The following is a 16,687-nucleotide window of genomic DNA, read 5'->3' as shown; positions in this document are numbered from 1 at the left end:
CGAACGCCCTCGCCATTCTATACTTTTCCTGAAGATCGAAAGGGGGTGGGGGTCCCGGCGAAACAACGGCTGAGCGAATCAGCCTCGTGGAGAAGGCAACCATTGTCGGGTACACAGAAGAGGGGAGGAGATTGTTTCATGCGCAGGTTCGGATTTCTTGTACTTCTCGTAGTGATTCTCACGGCGGCTCTCTCCGGTATGGCCTTCGCTAAGGAGTTTCTCTCCATCGCGACCGGAGGCACCACGGGAACCTATTACCCGCTCGGCGGCGGCATTGCGGACATCATCAACCGCAACGTCCCTGAGCTTCAGGTGACATCCGAGACGGGAAACGCCTCCGCGGCGAATCTCAACCTCATCGGTACAAACCAGATTGAAATCGCCTTCGCACAAAATGACCTTGCCTATTGGGCCTGGAAGGGCGAAATGATGTTCAAGGAGCCCTTCCAGAACATCCGCGGTATTGGCTGCCTCTATCCCGAGCACATCCATTTCATCACTCTGAAAAAGAATCCCGTGAAGGACATTATGGACCTCAAGGGAAAACGCGTTTCCGTTGGAGCTCCCGGCTCGGGCGTCGAGGGTGACGTGCGGGCTATGTTCGACGTTGCTGGGTTGAAATACGATGACATGAAGGTCGATTTTCTCGACTTTGCCAACACGACCCAGCGCTTCAAGGACGACCAGCTCGACGCCGGATTCGTCGTGGCGGGATTCCCCACCTCCTCCGTCATGGATCTGGCCACCACGACTCCCATCGACCTCGTCAGTTTCAGCGAGGACTACATCAAGGCACTGCGTGAGAAATATCCTTTCTTCAAGAAGGACGTCATTCCGGCGGGGACCTATTCCGGGGTGGACCACGACACCGTGACGCCTGCCGTGGTCGCCATGCTCGTCTGCCGAGAGGATCTGAGTGAGGACCTGGTCTACACCTTCACGAAGACGCTCTGGGAGAATGTGCGTGATCTCGACGCCGTGCATGCGAAGGCGAAGCTCATCACTCTCGAAACTGCTCTGGACGGACTCTCCGTTCCTCTGCACCCCGGTGCGGCGAAATATTACAAGGAAAAGGGTATCGCCATTCCGGAGATCAAGTAGAACTGCCTCTTTGCGTGCGCAGTCAAAAACAGAAAAGGGAAAAGGCGACGGGGGCATCCCCGTCGCCTTTTCCCTTTTCTGCATCTCACCCGAGCCACTGTTTCCGGCGCAGGCGATCCAGGCGATTCGCTTCCGCGTCCAGTTCCACTCTGCTCCGTTCGACCTCGTCCCGCTCCTGTCGCAGAGAGGCCGAACTCTCTCGTTCTTCGCCTCCTGGAAGGTTTCGTCGTTCCGCATCAAGAGCAATGCCACGGGAACGTTCCGCCGCCGCCTTGCGACCGGAAACCAAGGATTCCTTCTCGCGTGCTGCGACTTCCCGCTGCTCCTCGAAGCGTTCCGTCCTCGCCCGGGCGTCCTCGAACCGCTCTTTTTTCCGCTCCGTTTCCAGGCGCCTTTTCCGATTGGCCTCCTGTCCCTTGCGAACGGTCTCGTGATGGCGGGTCATGATGTTCTCCCGTTCCTCCGCCACTGCGTCCTGGGTTTTCTCGAGAGCCCGCCGCAGGTTCTCGGCGGTCTGTGCCCGATCCGAAGCGGTTCCTTTCCGTTCCGTCTCTTTGGAAGAAGTGATATCCACAGAATCGATGCGCATGTTCATCACCTCCCTCGGAACAAAGTGTAGCACAAAATCGTGTTTTACCGAGGTGTGAAAATCTCACGGATCAACCACTCCGTTTTCTGTGAGCGCTGATCTGTTCGAGGGAAACTCTGGTCAGCTCCGACCGGGGCAACACGTGCAGAAGCTCCCATGCGAGATCCAAGGATTGTCCGATATCGCGGTCCTCGTCCTTTCCCTGGGCAAGAAAACGTTTCTCGAAAGCCTCGCCGAACTCCACGTAAGACTTGTCGATCTTCCCCAATTCGTCAGCTCCCACGACTCCGGCGAGAGCGCGGACTTCCTGAACCCGGCTGTAGGAAGCGAAAAGCTGGCTTGCCAGGTTCGGGTGGTCGTCCCTGGTGTAGTTTTTCCCGATGCCGTCCTTCATGAGCCGGGAAAGACTCGTGAGCACATCGATGGGAGGATAGACGGACTGTGCATCCAGTTCCCGGGAGAGCACGATCTGCCCCTCGGTGATGAATCCCGTCAGGTCCGGAATGGGGTGTGTGATGTCGTCATTGGGCATGGAAAGGATGGGGAGCTGCGTGAGGCTTCCCTGGGCGTCGCGAAGAACGCCCGCCCGTTCGTAAAGGGACGCGAGATCACTGTACATGTACGCTGGGTAGCCCTTCCTGCTCGGGACCTCCCCTCGGGCCACGCCCAGCTCGCGCAGAGCCTCGCAGTAGTTCGTCATGTCCGTGAGAATGACCAGGACGTGCATGCCCAGGTCGAAGGCGAGGTATTCCGCCGCGGAAAGTGCCATCCGTGGTGTCGCGATCCGCTCGATCACGGGGTCGTCGGCGAGATTGAGAAACATTACGAGGTTGTTCGTCTTACCTTTTTCCACGAGTTCACGGACAAAAAAAGCGGCGTCATCGTGTTTGATGCCAATCCCCGCGAACACGACGGCGAAGTTCTCGGCTCCAACGAGTCGCGATTGCACGGCGATCTGTACGGCAAGCTGATTGTGCGGCAGGCCGTTTCCGGAAAAAATGGGAAGTTTCTGTCCCCGAATCAGTGTGGTCAGCGTGTCGATGGCGGAGATTCCCGTGTGGATGAAATCCCTGGGATATCGGCGCGCCATGGGGTTCAGCGGAAGGCCGTTCACATCCCTGGACACGCCTCCATAGACGGGACCACAGTCGTCCCGGGGCTCCCCGAGCCCGGAAAAAGTGCGCCCGAGAATGGATGGCGCCAGGGTGAGACTCAATCCTTTTCCGAGAAAACGGGAACGGGTGGATTCGGGGACGAGTTCGTCCGTACCGGAAAAGACCTGAACCAAGGTCGCCCTCTCGTCGAGAAGGACAACACGCCCCAATCGCTCCTTGCCGGAGGGAACGATGATGCTCACAAGCTCGCCGTACCCCACTCCGGACACACTTTCGACGAGCACAAAGGGCCCCTGAATCTTCTTCAACCCCATATATTCTCTCAATGCCATGACGGTATGCCTCCACTGGTGGCCACGCGCTCGGCCCCAACCTTTTCGAGCTGCCGATCCAGCTTGTTTCGGATCTCGTCGAAGTTCCCGATTTTTTCCAGGGGAACTTCTCGAAGATGCGTCAACTGCACCACTTCTTCGAGATCACGGAACAAAGAGAGGGGAACACCGCGCTGCACAAGCTCCGAGGCTTTCTCGTGAAAATGAAGAATCAGGTCGAGCAGTGCAAAGCCGTTCTCGGGAGGATAGTAGGAATCGGTTCCGAAGGCGCTTTGCTGCAGGTACCCGTTCTTGAGAAGGAACGCCGTGAAAGCGATAAGCTTCTGATCGTCGGGGAGGACATCCTCTCCGACAAGGCGAATGACCTGCTGGATTTTCTCCTCCTCCGCGAGAAGCCTACGGGCCTCCTCGCGGCAGGCTCCCCACCTGGAATCCACATGAACGGCAAACCACTCCTCCACGTCCTCCGCGTATTCACTGTAGGATTCGAGCCATCCGATGGCGGGAAAGTGGCGTGCGTTGGCGAGACGCTTGTCGAGTGCCCAAAAGCAACGGATGAAACGCTTCGTGTGCCGAGTCACAGGCTCAGTGAAATCTCCTCCCGGCGGCGAAACGGCACCAATGATGGAAATGCTTCCTTTCTCGCCTCCCATGGTTTCGACACTTCCCGCCCGCTCGTAGAATTCGGCGAGTCGGGTAGGAAGGTATGCGGGAAATCCCTCCTCCGCGGGAATCTCCTCCAATCTTCCTGAAATCTCGCGGAGCGCCTCGGCCCACCTCGACGTGGAGTCCGCCATAAGAGCCACATCGTACCCCATGTCCCGGAAGTACTCCGCCATGGTGATCCCCGTGTAGATAGAGGCTTCCCGAGCCGCAACGGGCATGTTGGACGTGTTGGCGATAAGAATCGTCCTTTCCATGAGGGGTCTTCCGGACCGCGGGTCCTCGAGCCGGGGAAATTCCTCCAGCACATCGGTCATCTCGTTGCCCCGTTCTCCGCAGCCGATGTAGACCACGACTTTCGCCTCACACCATTTGGCAAGCTGGTGCTGGGTCACCGTTTTTCCCGTGCCGAATCCGCCGGGAATGCACGCCACACCACCCTTCGCCAGAGGAAAGAGGCCGTCGATGACGCGCTGTCCCGTCACGAGGGGCTCCCGCGGCAAAAGTCGGGAACGCACGGGTCGGGGAGTCCGCACCGCCCAGCGCTGCAGCAGGGGGATATCCCTCTCCCACCCGAGGGGAGATTTAACCCTTGCCACCACGGCATCGGCGCGGCACATTCCCTCCTTCGCGATCCAGGAGAAGGTCCCTTCGATTCCCGGAGGAACCATGACACGATGCTCGAAGAGAGGAGTTTCCTGAATGACGCCGAGGAGCATGCCTGGAAACGCGAGGTCTCCCACGCGTGCCTGAGGGGCGAAATCCCAGGAAAGCGCCGGATCCACCTGGGGAATCGAAAGTCCTCTGCCGAGATAGAGCCCCTCCCTGTCGAGAAGGGTGCGGAGCGGTCGGGCAATGCCGTCGAAAATCTGCCCGATCAAACCAGGCCCCAGGGAGACGGAAAGCGATTCCCCCGTTCCCGTGACGGGTTCCCCCAGGCGTACTCCCTGAGTGTCCTCGTAGACCTGAATGACTGCCTCGTCATCGTCCATGCGGATGACTTCTCCGATGAATCCACCCTCTCCGACGCGAACCATCTCGCGCATGGCGAAATTGCGCATGCCCCTTCCCCGGACCACGGGGCCATTGACCGACGTGATGTATCCCCTACGTTCCATAATGGCCTCCACGGTACCTTTCTACAGGAGCGGCAGCAGACGCTGTGCCAGGGTCTCGGTCATCTCCTGCGCTTTGACGTGCCAGTCCGCGAGAACATGAACCTTGCCGTCCTCGGAAACCAGGAAAATTCCTCCCGAAATCGGGGCGGGTTCTGGATCGAAGGAAACCGTGACACCTTCGATGCCTGAAACGGCCTTCTCCAGGGCTTTCCCGTGTACCCCATCCGCTGAAGCCAAGCGGAAACGGAAGGAACCCCCGGTGCCGAGATGCTCCAGTGTTTCCTTCAAAAGTCCAAGGAGAATGCTGTCATAATCCTCCCGCTCCCGCAGGGAGGCCAACTCCTCCTCAAGCATGCCCTGGGCATCCTGGAGAAGACGATTCTGAACCCGCAGGCGCTCCCGAACCCGCTCGCGCTCCGCAGCGGCGATCTGCCGCCTTCGGATCTCCTCCGCACGGGAGCGTGCGTCCCGCAGCAGGAGATCCACCTCGGTGTCGAGCTTCTCCGCTTCCCGAGAGTACCATGTCGCGATATCCTTCTTCACGGTCTCAAGAAGAGCGTGACTTTCCATATGTGCCCTCTCCACGATGTGGTCTCGAAGACCCGTAAGTTTGTCCGCCTGCAGATCGGTCATTCCATCCTCACTCCTATGGCGTCCTTGACATATCGGGTCAGGAAATCCGCTCCCCGGTCGAAACCGTGGCGATCGGGGATTTCCACGATCAGGGGAAGACCTCCATGTTCCCGAAGCTGTTTCATCAGGTCCGGCACCGCAGCGGCTGCCTTTTCCGTGAAAACGAGAATTCCCAGGTCCCTGTCCTTCTCGATGAGTTCCCGTACGACTCGCCTCGTCTCATCACCGCTGCGAACCAGAACACCATCAATACCGGCAATGCGCATCCCCACCAGCGAATCGTGGTTGTCGCTCACGAGAAACGCACGCATGAAACCCTTACACCTTTCCAAGGATCAACAGGGAGACGATGACTCCGTAAATGGCGATCCCTTCGGCGAGGCCGAGGTAGATAAGCGTCGATCCCAACAGTTCCGGTTTCTCCCCCACGACACCGAGGGCAGCCGCTCCCACCACCGCAACGGCGATACCGGCACCGATGCAGGCCATTCCCGTCGCGAGGCTCGCTCCGAGAAAGGCCCATCCCGAGGCGGCCTGCACGGTGCCGGTTGCGCCCGCTTCCGTAGCGGCCCCGGCACCAATCGCGAGGAGGGATCCGGAAAGGAGCAGAGCAAGAGAAAAGGCCAGACAACCGAGAAGGATTCGCTTCGAGTCGGGAACCTGTCTCTTTCTCAGAAAACCTCCCACAACCAGCAGAAACGCAATTCCCGAACCCGTCAATAACAAGCCCATGATGTTCACGAAACATGTCTCCTTTCGAACTCATCTCGATGAGGAAAAGGTATTTCAGATCCTTTGAGGGGTGGAAAACCGCCTACCTCGCCTTCAAGCGCGACAGATCTCTTCCCGCCCATCCCACGGGCCGGAAGGGGCTTCCTCCGCCCCGGTAGAACTTGCTGAAAAACTCGTAGTACTCGAGTCGAAGCGTCTGGATAAAGACAATGAGTCCCTCGAGACCGACGATGAGAAGATTGCCTAGAACGAGGAGGAGCACTTTGAGAATCGGCCCCCCCGGAACGTTGTGCACCATGTCCGCAAGCATGAAGACAGCGAGGGAAAGCCCTACGTGATTCAATGCAAACGCGGCGAGCCGGACGAAAGATGCGGTATTGCTCAAAAAGGAGAGCAGACCGTGAAGCACCTCGAAGACATGCACTACCGGGGATTCCTCCACCGCAGTACTCCGTCGCCTCAGCAACGTCCTTGCGAGAACATCCCGCAGGAAGATCACGAGAAGCAAAATGAGCAGAAGCGTTCCTCCGATCCACTTCGGGAAGGGCAAAGGCGTCCCGGAGAACGCGCTGAAGGCCATGAGTGCCGCCGACCAGTAGAAGACCAGTCCGGCAAGGCCCTGACCGTCGAAAAGCAGCCTTCCGAAATCTCCCTCCCGGTAGCGGGCCACCATGTTGAGGAGCATTCCGAGGGTGACGAAACCGACACCTGCGCCGAGAGAAAGCTTGAGCAGCCTGTCCATGTGTTCCATCGGAGAAAACCAGAGCGGTGGCAGAATTCCCTCCATGCCGAAAACGCTGCCGTAGAGAAAACCGAAAAGAACTGAGGATACCCCGGCTGTTTTGATGACAGCCCCGATCGCTTTCGTCACCACACGCCGCTTCATGAGGAAGTGTCCACCCAGGGCCAGGAGCAGGCCATGTCCCACGTCTCCAAACATGAAACCGAACATGGCACAGAAACTCAGCGCCACAAGAAAGGATGGATCCATTTCTCCGTAGGAGGGAAGACTATAGATGGCCACGATCTCCTGGAAAGAGCGCACAAAGGGAAGATTCCGCAAAAGCGTGGGTACACGGAAACCAGAGGCGAGCGCGTGCGTCGTCTCCTCCACGAAGACCGCCGTTTTCGGCGCCTCCGCGGCGATGACCGAGAGGACCTCTTCCCGAATGTCCTCGGGGATCCATCCCGAGAGGAGGTACATGTCCCCGATTTCCCCACGTCCTTTGCAGAGGTCGTACACGCGTTGCATTGTGTAGATCTGATTGAAAAGAGCGACGAGTTCCTGCCGGTGATCGAAAAGAAAATTTCGTGCGGCTTTCTCCAATCCCTCGACGGCCTTCCTCCTGTTCACGATGAGCCGGTTCACGCGATTTTCCTCGGCGGAACGGAGCTTTTCGATCATTTGTGTCAAGGGGAAAACCTTGAAATTGACGGATTCGAGAAGTTTTGCCGCCCCGTCGCGATAGCCTGGGATAGCGAAACAGAGAACCCACATGTCGCCACCCTGCACTCTGAGGGGAACGGGTAGGAACGGGACATCCTCAGATGTTTCCAGAAGACGTTTCCCGTTCTCCTCGGAAATCCTTCCAAAAAAAACCGCCATGTGCCGCATCGTCGCAAGATCCTCCAGGGAATGCGACACCGCATGGAGCGCATCCAGGAGTACCTTTGCGGCTTCCAACTCCTCCACTGATTCCGCTAGTTCCCGCTTCCTGCGCTCCCAGAGATCGAGTTTTCTCACGGCGGTCTCCACCATGCAGCGAGCCTTTTCCAGGGTAAAGGAACGGTCCGACAGAATAGGCGCAGGTTCCGGCAACGCTTCCCCCGCGGCATGCCACACCGACGCAACCTTCGTCAGCAGCGTATCGTAGGGATTGTCCGTGGGCGTGCCCACTCGGGCCCGCATCTTGCGATCGGACACGAGCAAATCGAGAGGAATCGGTTGAAAACCACCCCGAAGTACCATCTGTCTGGCGACAACTTCCGTCTCCTCTTTCGGGCCGGCCAGAGTGAGGGCCAGCATCTTCACCACCGCCACGCGCGCTCACCTCCCGGAACGATCGGACGCACCATGAAGAGCAGTGCTTCTCGTCTATCGAAGTCGTACCGTACGTCCTCGATGATCGTCTTGAGATCCTGAATCTCGTACCTCCGAAGAAAAAGGTAGGCCACCAGGGAATGAAAGCCGATCCCGCTTCTCCGGAAAAGCTGCCTCGCCTGCCGCCAGAGATGTTGCTTTATCCTGGTTTCCAGTTCAAAATCCTCCTTGGGGAGCGACTCTCCGAGTGCTCCACCATAACAGGAGTGCCGAAGCAAGTCCCAAAACGCCTCTGGGCTCTCGGCACGGGAGAGTTTTCGCAAAAAAGCCAAGCCGAGTCGATAGCGCACGGGGAGCAGACGATTCAACATCTCCTCGAAATGCATGTCGAAAAAACGGGCGGATCGATGAAGCCACGACACATTCAACAAGTCCACCATGGTCCCCACGAGGGAAAGAATGCCCGCCCCGTTGCAGGAGTCTACTTTTCCTGCGGCTCGGAAAAGGGCGGACAAAACATGGAGATCCACCGCAGTTTCCGCACTGAAAAGGGAACCACCCTCGTCGGAGAGTTTGGCCAAAGGTTCCCGTAATACTCTGTAATAACCGCTCCCCGAGAGCGCTTCCAGGAATTCCTCGTAGCTTCTGGAGGACAGTAGCGTCTCACTCGAGAAGGACGGCTTCGGAATCAGAGCAAAGCGTTGACGTAATTGTTCTCGATCCTGTTTCCTGGAGAAGAGGGAACGCATGGTTCTCTTGAGCAGATCCGCCTCGTAGAGATCAATCCAGCAACGCACATACGCCCGCTGTCCCCCCGTGAGATAGCCCAAAAAAGTCAGAGTCTCTCGCAGAGGAAGCATCTCGAGGACATCCTCCAACTCCGCCCTGTGGATCTCCGGAGAAACGGAGAGGAGATATGGAGCGAATCCGGGAAGCGACTTGAGGTACTCTACAATCTCCCGTACCGTATCACAGTGCAGGAGTCTCCAATAGGACTCGTCGGTCAGCAATCTTCCGAAAAAGACATGAGCCTTAGCTCCTACGGCAGTCCGCTCTCCCAGGGAAAGAAAACCCGTCAACCGGCCTCCCTCCCTTCGCCAGATACTGGGAGGCGATCTCCGCAACAAGGGTTTTGACAACACCTCTGCCGTTCTCCTCGAAACGCCTGGTCAATGCCGCCGCCTCTTGTTGCGCCATCGAGAGAATCTGCGCGGATTCCACGTCGGCACTGCTTCGGGCGGACTCGACGATGGCCTTAGCTTGTTCTCTGGCCGCCCGAAGACGATGCTCCCGTTCCTGGGCAAATTTTTCCCGGACGCTCTTGGAAATGCGGTCCGCTTCGTCGCGCCCTTCCTCGATGAGATGGTTCGCCTCGCTTTCCGCTCCCAAAAGAACAGCGAGCACTTCCTGCAACGCGCTCAAAATCGACTCACCTCCCCGATGTTCGTGTTCGGACCGGGTAATTCCGTTGCGCCACCTCCTCGAATGGGAAAAGACGACAACGAAAACACCCTCACGAAACACCTCTCTTCCGGAACAGCGCTAGCCTGCGTTTTCGGAACGCTTGGCCATTTTCATGCGGACGAAGTCCTCCCGATCACTTTCTTCGAGTGCGTTCGAAATGGCCGCGATGCTCTCGCCATATCCGGGTATAACCATTTTTTCCAGCGCGTTGACGCGCCGGTGGGTCTTTCTGATCTGCACGGCCAGACGATACACACCGTTCTCTATTTCGGCCAGGCGGGCGAGAAGAGCGAGCACTTTGCGAAACTCCACAAATGCCCGATCCATGCTTGCCGAGGTGTCCCAAAAGGAGTAACAAGGCCTCGGCGCACCGTCCATCGGATCGATCTCGGGGATTTCCACTCCCATGACGGAACGAAGACGCACGATGAATCCCTTCTCCTCGGGAATAGCCAGAGCAATTTCCTCAACCGTCTCAATGCCCAACGTGATGTTGGCCTTCTGCAATGCTTTGTATGCACCGTCAAAGACCTCCGCGACCCTGCTCTGGAGTTCCTTGGCCTCATCGATGTGGCGGACGAGTTCCATCATGAGAACCTGTCGCTTCTGTTCAAGCAGATCGTGCCCCTTTTCCGCGAGCTTCAGGGCACGAAGAGCCTTCATCATGCTTCCTCTGGTGGGTGGCAGTTTCTCTTTCATGAAGCCGTGAAAAGAAGCGTCACCGCAAGGTCAGGAACGTCGCCGGAGGCGCCACCAGAAGGAGGTGGGGCTTTCCCGGACGATTTCCATGCCGATCTTCTGCAACACCCTGTGGGAAGGGACGTTATCCTTCGGCGTCTCCGCAATGAGTGCCGTCACGCCCGCGTTCTTGAACACCCAGGTCGCTACAACTCGCATCGCCTCGGTCATGAATCCCTTGCTACGATATGGGGACGCTGTGCTGTAGCCGACCTCGACCTCGCCCAACTCGTTCGGAGCCCCCTTAAAACAGAAGCTCCCCACTATGCTGTTCTCTTCCTTGTAGATGATCTGCCATTCCGTGTACCAGTAATATTCTTCGGGGCAACGCTTCGTTCCGGCATACATTTTCTCCCGGGCACACCGCAGTTCCTCGTTCGTTTCCACCCGGTTCGACGCGACGCCCAAACGGCGACAGAAGTCTTCAGGGTTCTCAAGTAACAACCGGAGATGTTCTCCGTCGAGAGCCACCAGACGCAAGCGTTCGGTCTGCAACTCGATCATGCGTGTCGCCTCCTCATGGTATCGTCGGAAGATAGGCCAAGGGATCGACGGATTTTCCGCCTTTCAGAACATGAAAAAACAGGACCCGCTCCTGCGTTTCCTCTCCTCGCGCCGCGGTTCCGATGCGCTGTCCCTTCGTCACGGACTCACCCGCCCTGCAGTGGAGCACTTCAAGATTGCCGTAAAACGTCGTCAATCCAGCCGCATGAGCCAGAAACACCGTATTGCCGAACCCCTTCATCCACCCCGCCTGAAGCACCTTACCTTCGGCGGCGGCGTAAACGTCGTTCCCTTCGGAGAACGCGATGGCAATGCCCGAACCGGAGGATTCCGCTCCTGCTTCCTTGAGTCCCTCTTCGAACGTGCGTACCACACGTCCTTTTGCAGGCCAGGACAGTGGTTTCACTGTAGAAGCGCTTGTCTGGCCTGTCATTCCGGAAGAGATCTCCACGCGAACCGCACCGAGCGCTCCCTTGCCGACTTCGGTTTCTCTCTTTTCCGGGGCTTCAGGGACCGGAAGTTCCGTCGCCGCCGGGGGTGTTTCCAAGGACGACGTTGTCGCATTCTGAAAATCCACCGAAATTGCCGAATCTTCCCCGGGAGGGATTCTCAGGATCAAGCCCACGGCCAACGGGACCTCGGCAACCAGAGCGTTCAGCGACGCGATCTTTTCCACCGAAACGCCATAGCGTCTTGAAAGAGCATAGAGCGTTTCACCTCGTGCAACGACATGCTCCCGCCACAGTCGAGCGCCATGAGATTGTACACCCTGATCGAGGGGAGTGCCCACTGTCGCAGTTTCTTCCTGCGAAGAAAACGACTCCGACATATCATTCCTGGACGTGAGGAGCGGTTCTTCATCTGCGGATTCTACTCGTACCGGTTCCTCCACGTCCACATCCATACCGGCACCAACGGCACTTCCCGCCATTTCACCGGGAAATACCGTCGAAGCCTGCGCTCCGTCCACTGCTGACGCTACTACGCTTCCCTCGTTTCCGGGGAACTTTTGGGAGAAAAGTTTTCTCCGCTGCACTTCCACAAGAGTTGCCACAAGCAGGGAGCGATTCCGTGGGACAAGCAGAATCATTCCTTCACCAAGAGCGGACACGGTCTCGTTCAGGTCGTTCGCCGCCAGCAGTTCCGCCGCTTCCAGACCGTACTGTTCGGCAATACTCTCCAGAGTCTCCCCGGCGTGAACCCGATGCTCCATCCAGGGCAATTCTCCGGCCCAGAGGAGTGTCGCCGCGAAAAGCACACTCACCACAGTACCCACGCATCCACGTAGCCGACGTGTCACAACGGACTTTTTCACGGTCGTACTCCTTTCAAAGACATGGCTTGTCCTGCCATTTCTTCAAGATCGCCTCCTTTGGAATCTCATACGGCGCAGAGTGCAACGGACAAGATCCATCGTCCGGAGAAAACGCGAGGACGACGAAAGGGCAAAGGAAAGGACCGGATATGCCGTGTCCTTTTCTTTGCCCTTTCAAGAGCAAGGTGTTTGTCGCTCATTCATTTCACGCTCGAATACGGCCCCTGGGGCGAACGCCGAAGAAGCATCCGCAGTGTATTCCGCGCAGCGTTCCATTCCGCGTCCCTTCTTGATGCGCCCTGTCCCTTGCCGAAGGACATCCCTCCAGCACGCACTTCCACCTCGAAAAGAGGAGCGTGCTCTGGCCCGGACATGCCGAGGAGATGGTAGCGGTGATCCATGACGCGACGTTCCGCGAAAAGGAGCTGGAGTTTCGATTTAGGATCGATGGTCTCCTCGCTTTCCAGTGTCCTCAGAACAACAAGAAAACGCCGGATCACCTGTTGTGCCGCCGCGTATTTCCCGTCAAGGAAGACGGCGCCGAAGACCGCCTCCGCAGCATCCGCACAGATGGAGGGATTCTCCCGTCCGCCCTGGCGCTGCAATCCTCTCCCGAGCCGAAGGAGATGAGGAATCCGCATCTTCATCCCCCACTGGGCGAGTGTCCTCTCACAAACGATCCGAGCACGCTCCTTCGTGAGTTCCCCTTCGTTCCACCGGGGGAACTCGTCGTACAGAATTTCGGAAACGGTCAATTCCAGCACCGCATCCCCAAGGTATTCGAGCCGCTCGTTCCAGAAAGCCATCCCCGCCTCATGGGCGAAAGAGGCATGCGTGAGCGCCTCCACAAGAAACTCCCTATTCCGGAAACGGTGGCCAAGCTGGTCCTGAAAGGCATCGAGCCCTCTCAACCACCAGTCGTCACGGGTTCCGTCGGCGTACATTCGCTTTTAGTCCATGTAGCGTGAGAAGGCAAGCACGCAGTTGTGGCCACCGAAGCCGAAACTGTTGGAGAGGAAGCGCTTCACGTCCTTTCGAACGGCATTTCTGCCAACGACGTGAACGGGACACTCCGGATCCTGTTTCTCCAGGTTGACCGTGGGATGCACGATCCCCTCAACGAGGGACTGGATGCCCGCAATGGCCTCAAGTGCCCCCGCAGCACCCAAACCGTGCCCGACCATGGACTTTGTGGAGTTGACGAGAACGTTCTCGTTCCTCTCCCCGAAAACTCGGGCGATAGCCAACGCCTCGGTTTTGTCGTTCAACGGCGTGGACGTGCCGTGGGCATTGATGAGATCCACCTGTTCCGGCGACCATCCGGCGCTTTCGAGAGCGAGCCGCATGGCCCTCACGGCTCCCTCTCCATCGGGGCTCGGCGCCGTGATGTGATAGGCGTCGCAAGATGCCCCCACACCGACGATCTCTGCCAGGATGGTGGCATTCCGTGCCTTGGCGTGTTCGAGTTCTTCCAGCACAAGGATTCCAGCGCCCTCCCCAAGAACGAACCCGTCCCGCTGCACATCGAAGGGTCTCGATGCATGTTCGGGGTCGTCGTTCTTTGTGGAGAGAGCCTTAATGGCAGCGAAGCCCGCAACACAGATGGGTGTGATGCCCGCTTCCGCACCGCCGGCGAGAATGACGTCCGCCTCGCCCCGGCGCATGGCGTGGTAGGCTTCGGCAACGGTGTTGTTTGCCGTAGCACACGCCGTGACGACACAGATGTTGGGCCCCTTGGCGCCGTAGCGGATGGCTACATATGCTGCGGGCATGTTGCTGATCATCATGGGAATGAAAAAGGGACTCACCCTGGAAGGACCTTTTTCAGTGAGATCCTTGTATCCCTCGTTGGTAGTGGTGATGCCACCCTCGGCACTTCCCACATAGACGCCGAATTTATAAGGATCCAGGCTCTTTACGTCGAGGCGTGCGTCGTTGACGGCCATTTCCGCCGCTCCGACAGCGAACTGAATGACCCGGTCCGTTCTCCGGATCTCCTTGCGCTCCATATAGAGCTCGGGATTGTAGTCCTTGACCTCCGCCGCGATACGCACGGGGAAATTTTCCCCATTGAACAGCGTGATGGGACCGACGCCGCTCTTACCCTCGCAGAGAGCCCGCCAGTAGTTTTCTCGCCCATGTCCGATAGGACTCACTACACCCAAACCGGTGACAACGACTCTCCTCAATCCGAGTCACTCCTTCGCATTCCTGTTTCCAGGATGCCCGATGTTCGTACATCCACCACAATCCCTCCGAGAGAGCGACACGACGTGTCGCTCTCTCGGAGGGATTGTTGCTCTCTATTCCTCGATTCCTAGCTTGTTCTTGATGTACTCCATTGCTTCACCGACATTGGTGAGCTTTTCTGCATCTTCATCAGGGATTTCGATGTCGAACTCCTCCTCGATACCCATGATCAGTTCGACAATATCGAGGGAATCCGCTCCAAGATCCTCCACAAAAGAGGCCTCGGGAGTAATCTGCCCTTCTTCGCAGTCCAGGCGATCTACGACGATTTCCTTGAGACGGGTTCTGACTTCCTCCATGTTCATTTCGTTCACCTCCTTTTTTACCATCTCAGCACATAGTCATTCCGCCGTCAACGGCGATGACCTGTCCGGTAACGTACGCGGCATCCTCGGAGGCGAGAAACGCCACCACTCTCGCCACATCCTCCGGCGTTCCCGCCCTTCCGAGAGGAATACGCTGCAGCATTTCCCGCTTGACATCTTCCCCCAAGGACGCAGTCATATCCGTCCCGATAAATCCGGGTGCCACGGCATTCACCGTGATGTTTCTTCCCCCGTATTCCCGGGCGACGCTTTTCGTAAACCCCAGGATCGCCGCCTTGGAGGCGGCATAATTCGCCTGTCCAATGTTGCCGACAAGTCCGATGACGGAACTGATGGAGATGATCCTTCCCCAGCGGTTTCTGCTCATGTCCCGAAGGGCTTCGCGGGTACACAGAAAGACGGAGCGAAGGTTCGTCTCGAGAACTGCATCCCAGTCTTCATCCTTCATGCGCAGAAGAAGCGTGTCCCTGGTGATGCCCGCATTGTTCACGAGGACGTCCACAGGTCCGAGATCGGCCTTGATCTCCGCGAAGAGTTTTTTCGCCTGCGTCGCGTCAGTGACGTTTGCCTGGTAGGCGGCAATGCGCACTCCCACCTCGTCGGCGTTTCGAACAAGCTCTTCCGCAGGTCCTGCGGAGGTATTATAGTTGATCGCCACGGAAAAGCCGCGGCGGGCCATCTCCAGGGAGATCGCCTTGCCTATGCCACGGGCACCTCCCGTGACGAGGACAACCTTCGGGGACGCTCCAGAAGAAAACGATTCCGACCGTTTTCCCACGTCATCGCCCTCCCTTCAGAAGCTCGGCGAGGGCACGGCACTCGCCTGAGTTCCGCACATTCAGAGTAACCGCGTTTTCAAGGGTCCGCTTGACGAGGCCCGAGAGCACATTTCCCGGACCGAATTCAATGAAGGTTTCCACACCAAGACGTTCCATCGTATAAATTGATGCGACCCATCTCACGGGGTTGAAGGTTTGCCGATACAGAGCATCTCTTATGGCGTGCAGCTCCTCCACAGGTTCGGCATTCACGTTAGCCACAACGGGACAGGAAGGACGATGCCAGGAAACTTCCTTGAACGCGCTCTGAAGCATGCGCGCCATAGGTTTCATCAAAGAGCAGTGGAACGGAGCACTCACTTTGAGAGGAATCGCTTTTTTTGCCCCCCTCTCTTTTGCCCGCTTCACCGCCTCGTCTACCGCTTCCCGGTGTCCGGAGATCACCGTCTGGCTCGGTGCGTTGTAGTTCGCGGCCTCACAGATCCGACCCTCTTCGGAGACCTCGCGACAGACGGCTTCCGTTTCCTCCGCAGAAAGGCCCATAATGGCCGCCATGGCACCCACACCGAGAGGTACCGCTTCCTGCATGAGCTTTCCTCGAAGATGCACGAGCCTCACCGCATCCTCAAGGGTGAGCGTTCCCGCGGCGACGTGCGCGGTATATTCGCCGAGACTGTGTCCCGCAGAGCAGACCGGAGCCGGTGTGACACCTAATTCCTCGACGAGAACGGAATGCAGAGCGATTCCAACGGTCATGATGGCAGGCTGCGTAAACTCCGTCTTCTGCAGTTCGCTTTCCGGGCCGTTGAGGATCATGTCGCTCAGAGGAAAACCCAGGGCTCCATCGACAACCTCGAATACCCGGCGTGCCGCGGCGAATTCCTCCAAGAGCGTTTTCCCCATGCCGACCTCCTGTGCGCCTTGCCCGGGGAAAAGAAACGCGTATTTCATGATCGACCTCCCGTCTCTCCTTTAAAACCTCACAAC

General features: G+C 57.8%; 18 protein-coding genes. 1 reads left to right on the top strand and 17 read right to left on the bottom strand.

Features of this window, described 5'->3' with window-relative positions; translation table 11 throughout:
- Positions 1-138 precede the first annotated feature (138 nt).
- On the top strand, positions 139-1,101 hold the full coding sequence (locus K349_RS0113775; RefSeq protein ID WP_029166349.1) for a TAXI family TRAP transporter solute-binding subunit: 963 nt from the start codon (positions 139-141) through the stop codon (positions 1,099-1,101).
- A gap of 85 nt (positions 1,102-1,186) precedes the next feature.
- Here the strand turns inward: K349_RS0113775 and K349_RS0113770 are convergent, their stop codons facing one another.
- From K349_RS0113770 to fabD, 17 genes are all read right to left on the bottom strand, one after another.
- A complete protein-coding gene (locus K349_RS0113770; RefSeq protein WP_029166348.1) occupies positions 1,187-1,690 on the bottom strand; it encodes a hypothetical protein in 504 nt (167 codons plus the stop codon).
- Between the two features lie 70 nt (positions 1,691-1,760).
- Positions 1,761-3,137 (bottom strand): V-type ATP synthase subunit B, encoded by a 1,377-nt coding sequence (locus tag K349_RS0113765; RefSeq protein WP_029166347.1) that lies wholly within the window; start codon positions 3,135-3,137, stop codon positions 1,761-1,763.
- The gene (locus K349_RS0113760) at positions 3,128-4,918 is read right to left on the bottom strand and encodes a V-type ATP synthase subunit A (protein ID WP_029166346.1); all 1,791 of its coding nucleotides are present in this window, start codon (positions 4,916-4,918) and stop codon (positions 3,128-3,130) included. The genes K349_RS0113765 and K349_RS0113760 overlap by 10 nt, the downstream gene beginning before the upstream one ends.
- 21 nt (positions 4,919-4,939) lie before the next feature.
- On the bottom strand, positions 4,940-5,551 hold the full coding sequence (locus K349_RS0113755; protein WP_029166345.1) for a V-type ATP synthase subunit E: 612 nt from the start codon (positions 5,549-5,551) through the stop codon (positions 4,940-4,942).
- Positions 5,548-5,862, bottom strand: a complete 315-nt coding sequence (locus tag K349_RS0113750) for a V-type ATP synthase subunit F (protein ID WP_029166344.1) — start codon at positions 5,860-5,862, stop codon at positions 5,548-5,550. The genes K349_RS0113755 and K349_RS0113750 overlap by 4 nt, the downstream gene beginning before the upstream one ends.
- Positions 5,863-5,869: 7 nt before the next feature.
- A complete protein-coding gene (locus tag K349_RS0113745) occupies positions 5,870-6,283 on the bottom strand; it encodes an ATP synthase subunit C (RefSeq protein WP_051464443.1) in 414 nt (137 codons plus the stop codon).
- An 82-nt stretch (positions 6,284-6,365) separates the two neighbouring features.
- Positions 6,366-8,324, bottom strand: a complete 1,959-nt coding sequence (locus K349_RS0113740) for a V-type ATP synthase subunit I (RefSeq protein ID WP_029166342.1) — start codon at positions 8,322-8,324, stop codon at positions 6,366-6,368.
- Positions 8,312-9,403 (bottom strand): V-type ATPase subunit, encoded by a 1,092-nt coding sequence (locus K349_RS0113735; RefSeq protein WP_029166341.1) that lies wholly within the window; start codon positions 9,401-9,403, stop codon positions 8,312-8,314. The genes K349_RS0113740 and K349_RS0113735 overlap by 13 nt, the downstream gene beginning before the upstream one ends.
- A complete protein-coding gene (locus tag K349_RS0113730) occupies positions 9,357-9,746 on the bottom strand; it encodes a hypothetical protein (RefSeq protein WP_029166340.1) in 390 nt (129 codons plus the stop codon). Before K349_RS0113730 ends, K349_RS0113735 begins: the two co-directional genes overlap by 47 nt.
- A gap of 120 nt (positions 9,747-9,866) precedes the next feature.
- A complete protein-coding gene (locus K349_RS0113725) occupies positions 9,867-10,487 on the bottom strand; it encodes a V-type ATP synthase subunit D (RefSeq protein ID WP_029166339.1) in 621 nt (206 codons plus the stop codon).
- Positions 10,488-10,517: 30 nt separating this feature from the next.
- Positions 10,518-11,030 (bottom strand): GNAT family N-acetyltransferase, encoded by a 513-nt coding sequence (locus K349_RS0113720; protein WP_029166338.1) that lies wholly within the window; start codon positions 11,028-11,030, stop codon positions 10,518-10,520.
- Between the two features lie 13 nt (positions 11,031-11,043).
- Positions 11,044-12,345: a LysM peptidoglycan-binding domain-containing M23 family metallopeptidase gene (locus tag K349_RS18240; RefSeq protein WP_157367401.1), complete on the bottom strand. Its 1,302-nt coding sequence runs from the start codon at positions 12,343-12,345 to the stop codon at positions 11,044-11,046.
- A 200-nt stretch (positions 12,346-12,545) separates the two neighbouring features.
- On the bottom strand, positions 12,546-13,289 hold the full coding sequence (gene rnc / locus K349_RS0113710; RefSeq protein WP_029166336.1) for a ribonuclease III: 744 nt from the start codon (positions 13,287-13,289) through the stop codon (positions 12,546-12,548).
- 6 nt (positions 13,290-13,295) lie between these two features.
- Positions 13,296-14,534, bottom strand: coding sequence for a beta-ketoacyl-ACP synthase II (fabF, locus tag K349_RS0113705; RefSeq protein WP_029166335.1), 1,239 nt, complete (start codon positions 14,532-14,534; stop codon positions 13,296-13,298).
- Between the two features lie 114 nt (positions 14,535-14,648).
- Complete coding sequence (acpP, locus tag K349_RS0113700; protein WP_029166334.1) at positions 14,649-14,900, bottom strand: acyl carrier protein; 252 nt, start codon at positions 14,898-14,900, stop codon at positions 14,649-14,651.
- Positions 14,901-14,925: 25 nt separating this feature from the next.
- Entirely contained in the window at positions 14,926-15,699 is a 774-nt protein-coding gene (fabG, locus tag K349_RS0113695) for a 3-oxoacyl-[acyl-carrier-protein] reductase (RefSeq protein ID WP_029166333.1), read from the bottom strand.
- A gap of 1 nt (position 15,700) precedes the next feature.
- Complete coding sequence (gene fabD, locus K349_RS0113690) at positions 15,701-16,651, bottom strand: ACP S-malonyltransferase (protein WP_029166332.1); 951 nt, start codon at positions 16,649-16,651, stop codon at positions 15,701-15,703.
- Between the last annotated feature and the right edge of the window lie 36 nt (positions 16,652-16,687).

Origin of the sequence: Aminiphilus circumscriptus DSM 16581 (assembly GCF_000526375.1) — a bacterium.
Lineage (GTDB): Bacteria > Synergistota > Synergistia > Synergistales > Aminiphilaceae > Aminiphilus > Aminiphilus circumscriptus.
The sequence above is the reverse complement of the archived record's forward strand: the minus strand, read 5'-3'. Positions and strand labels throughout refer to the sequence as shown.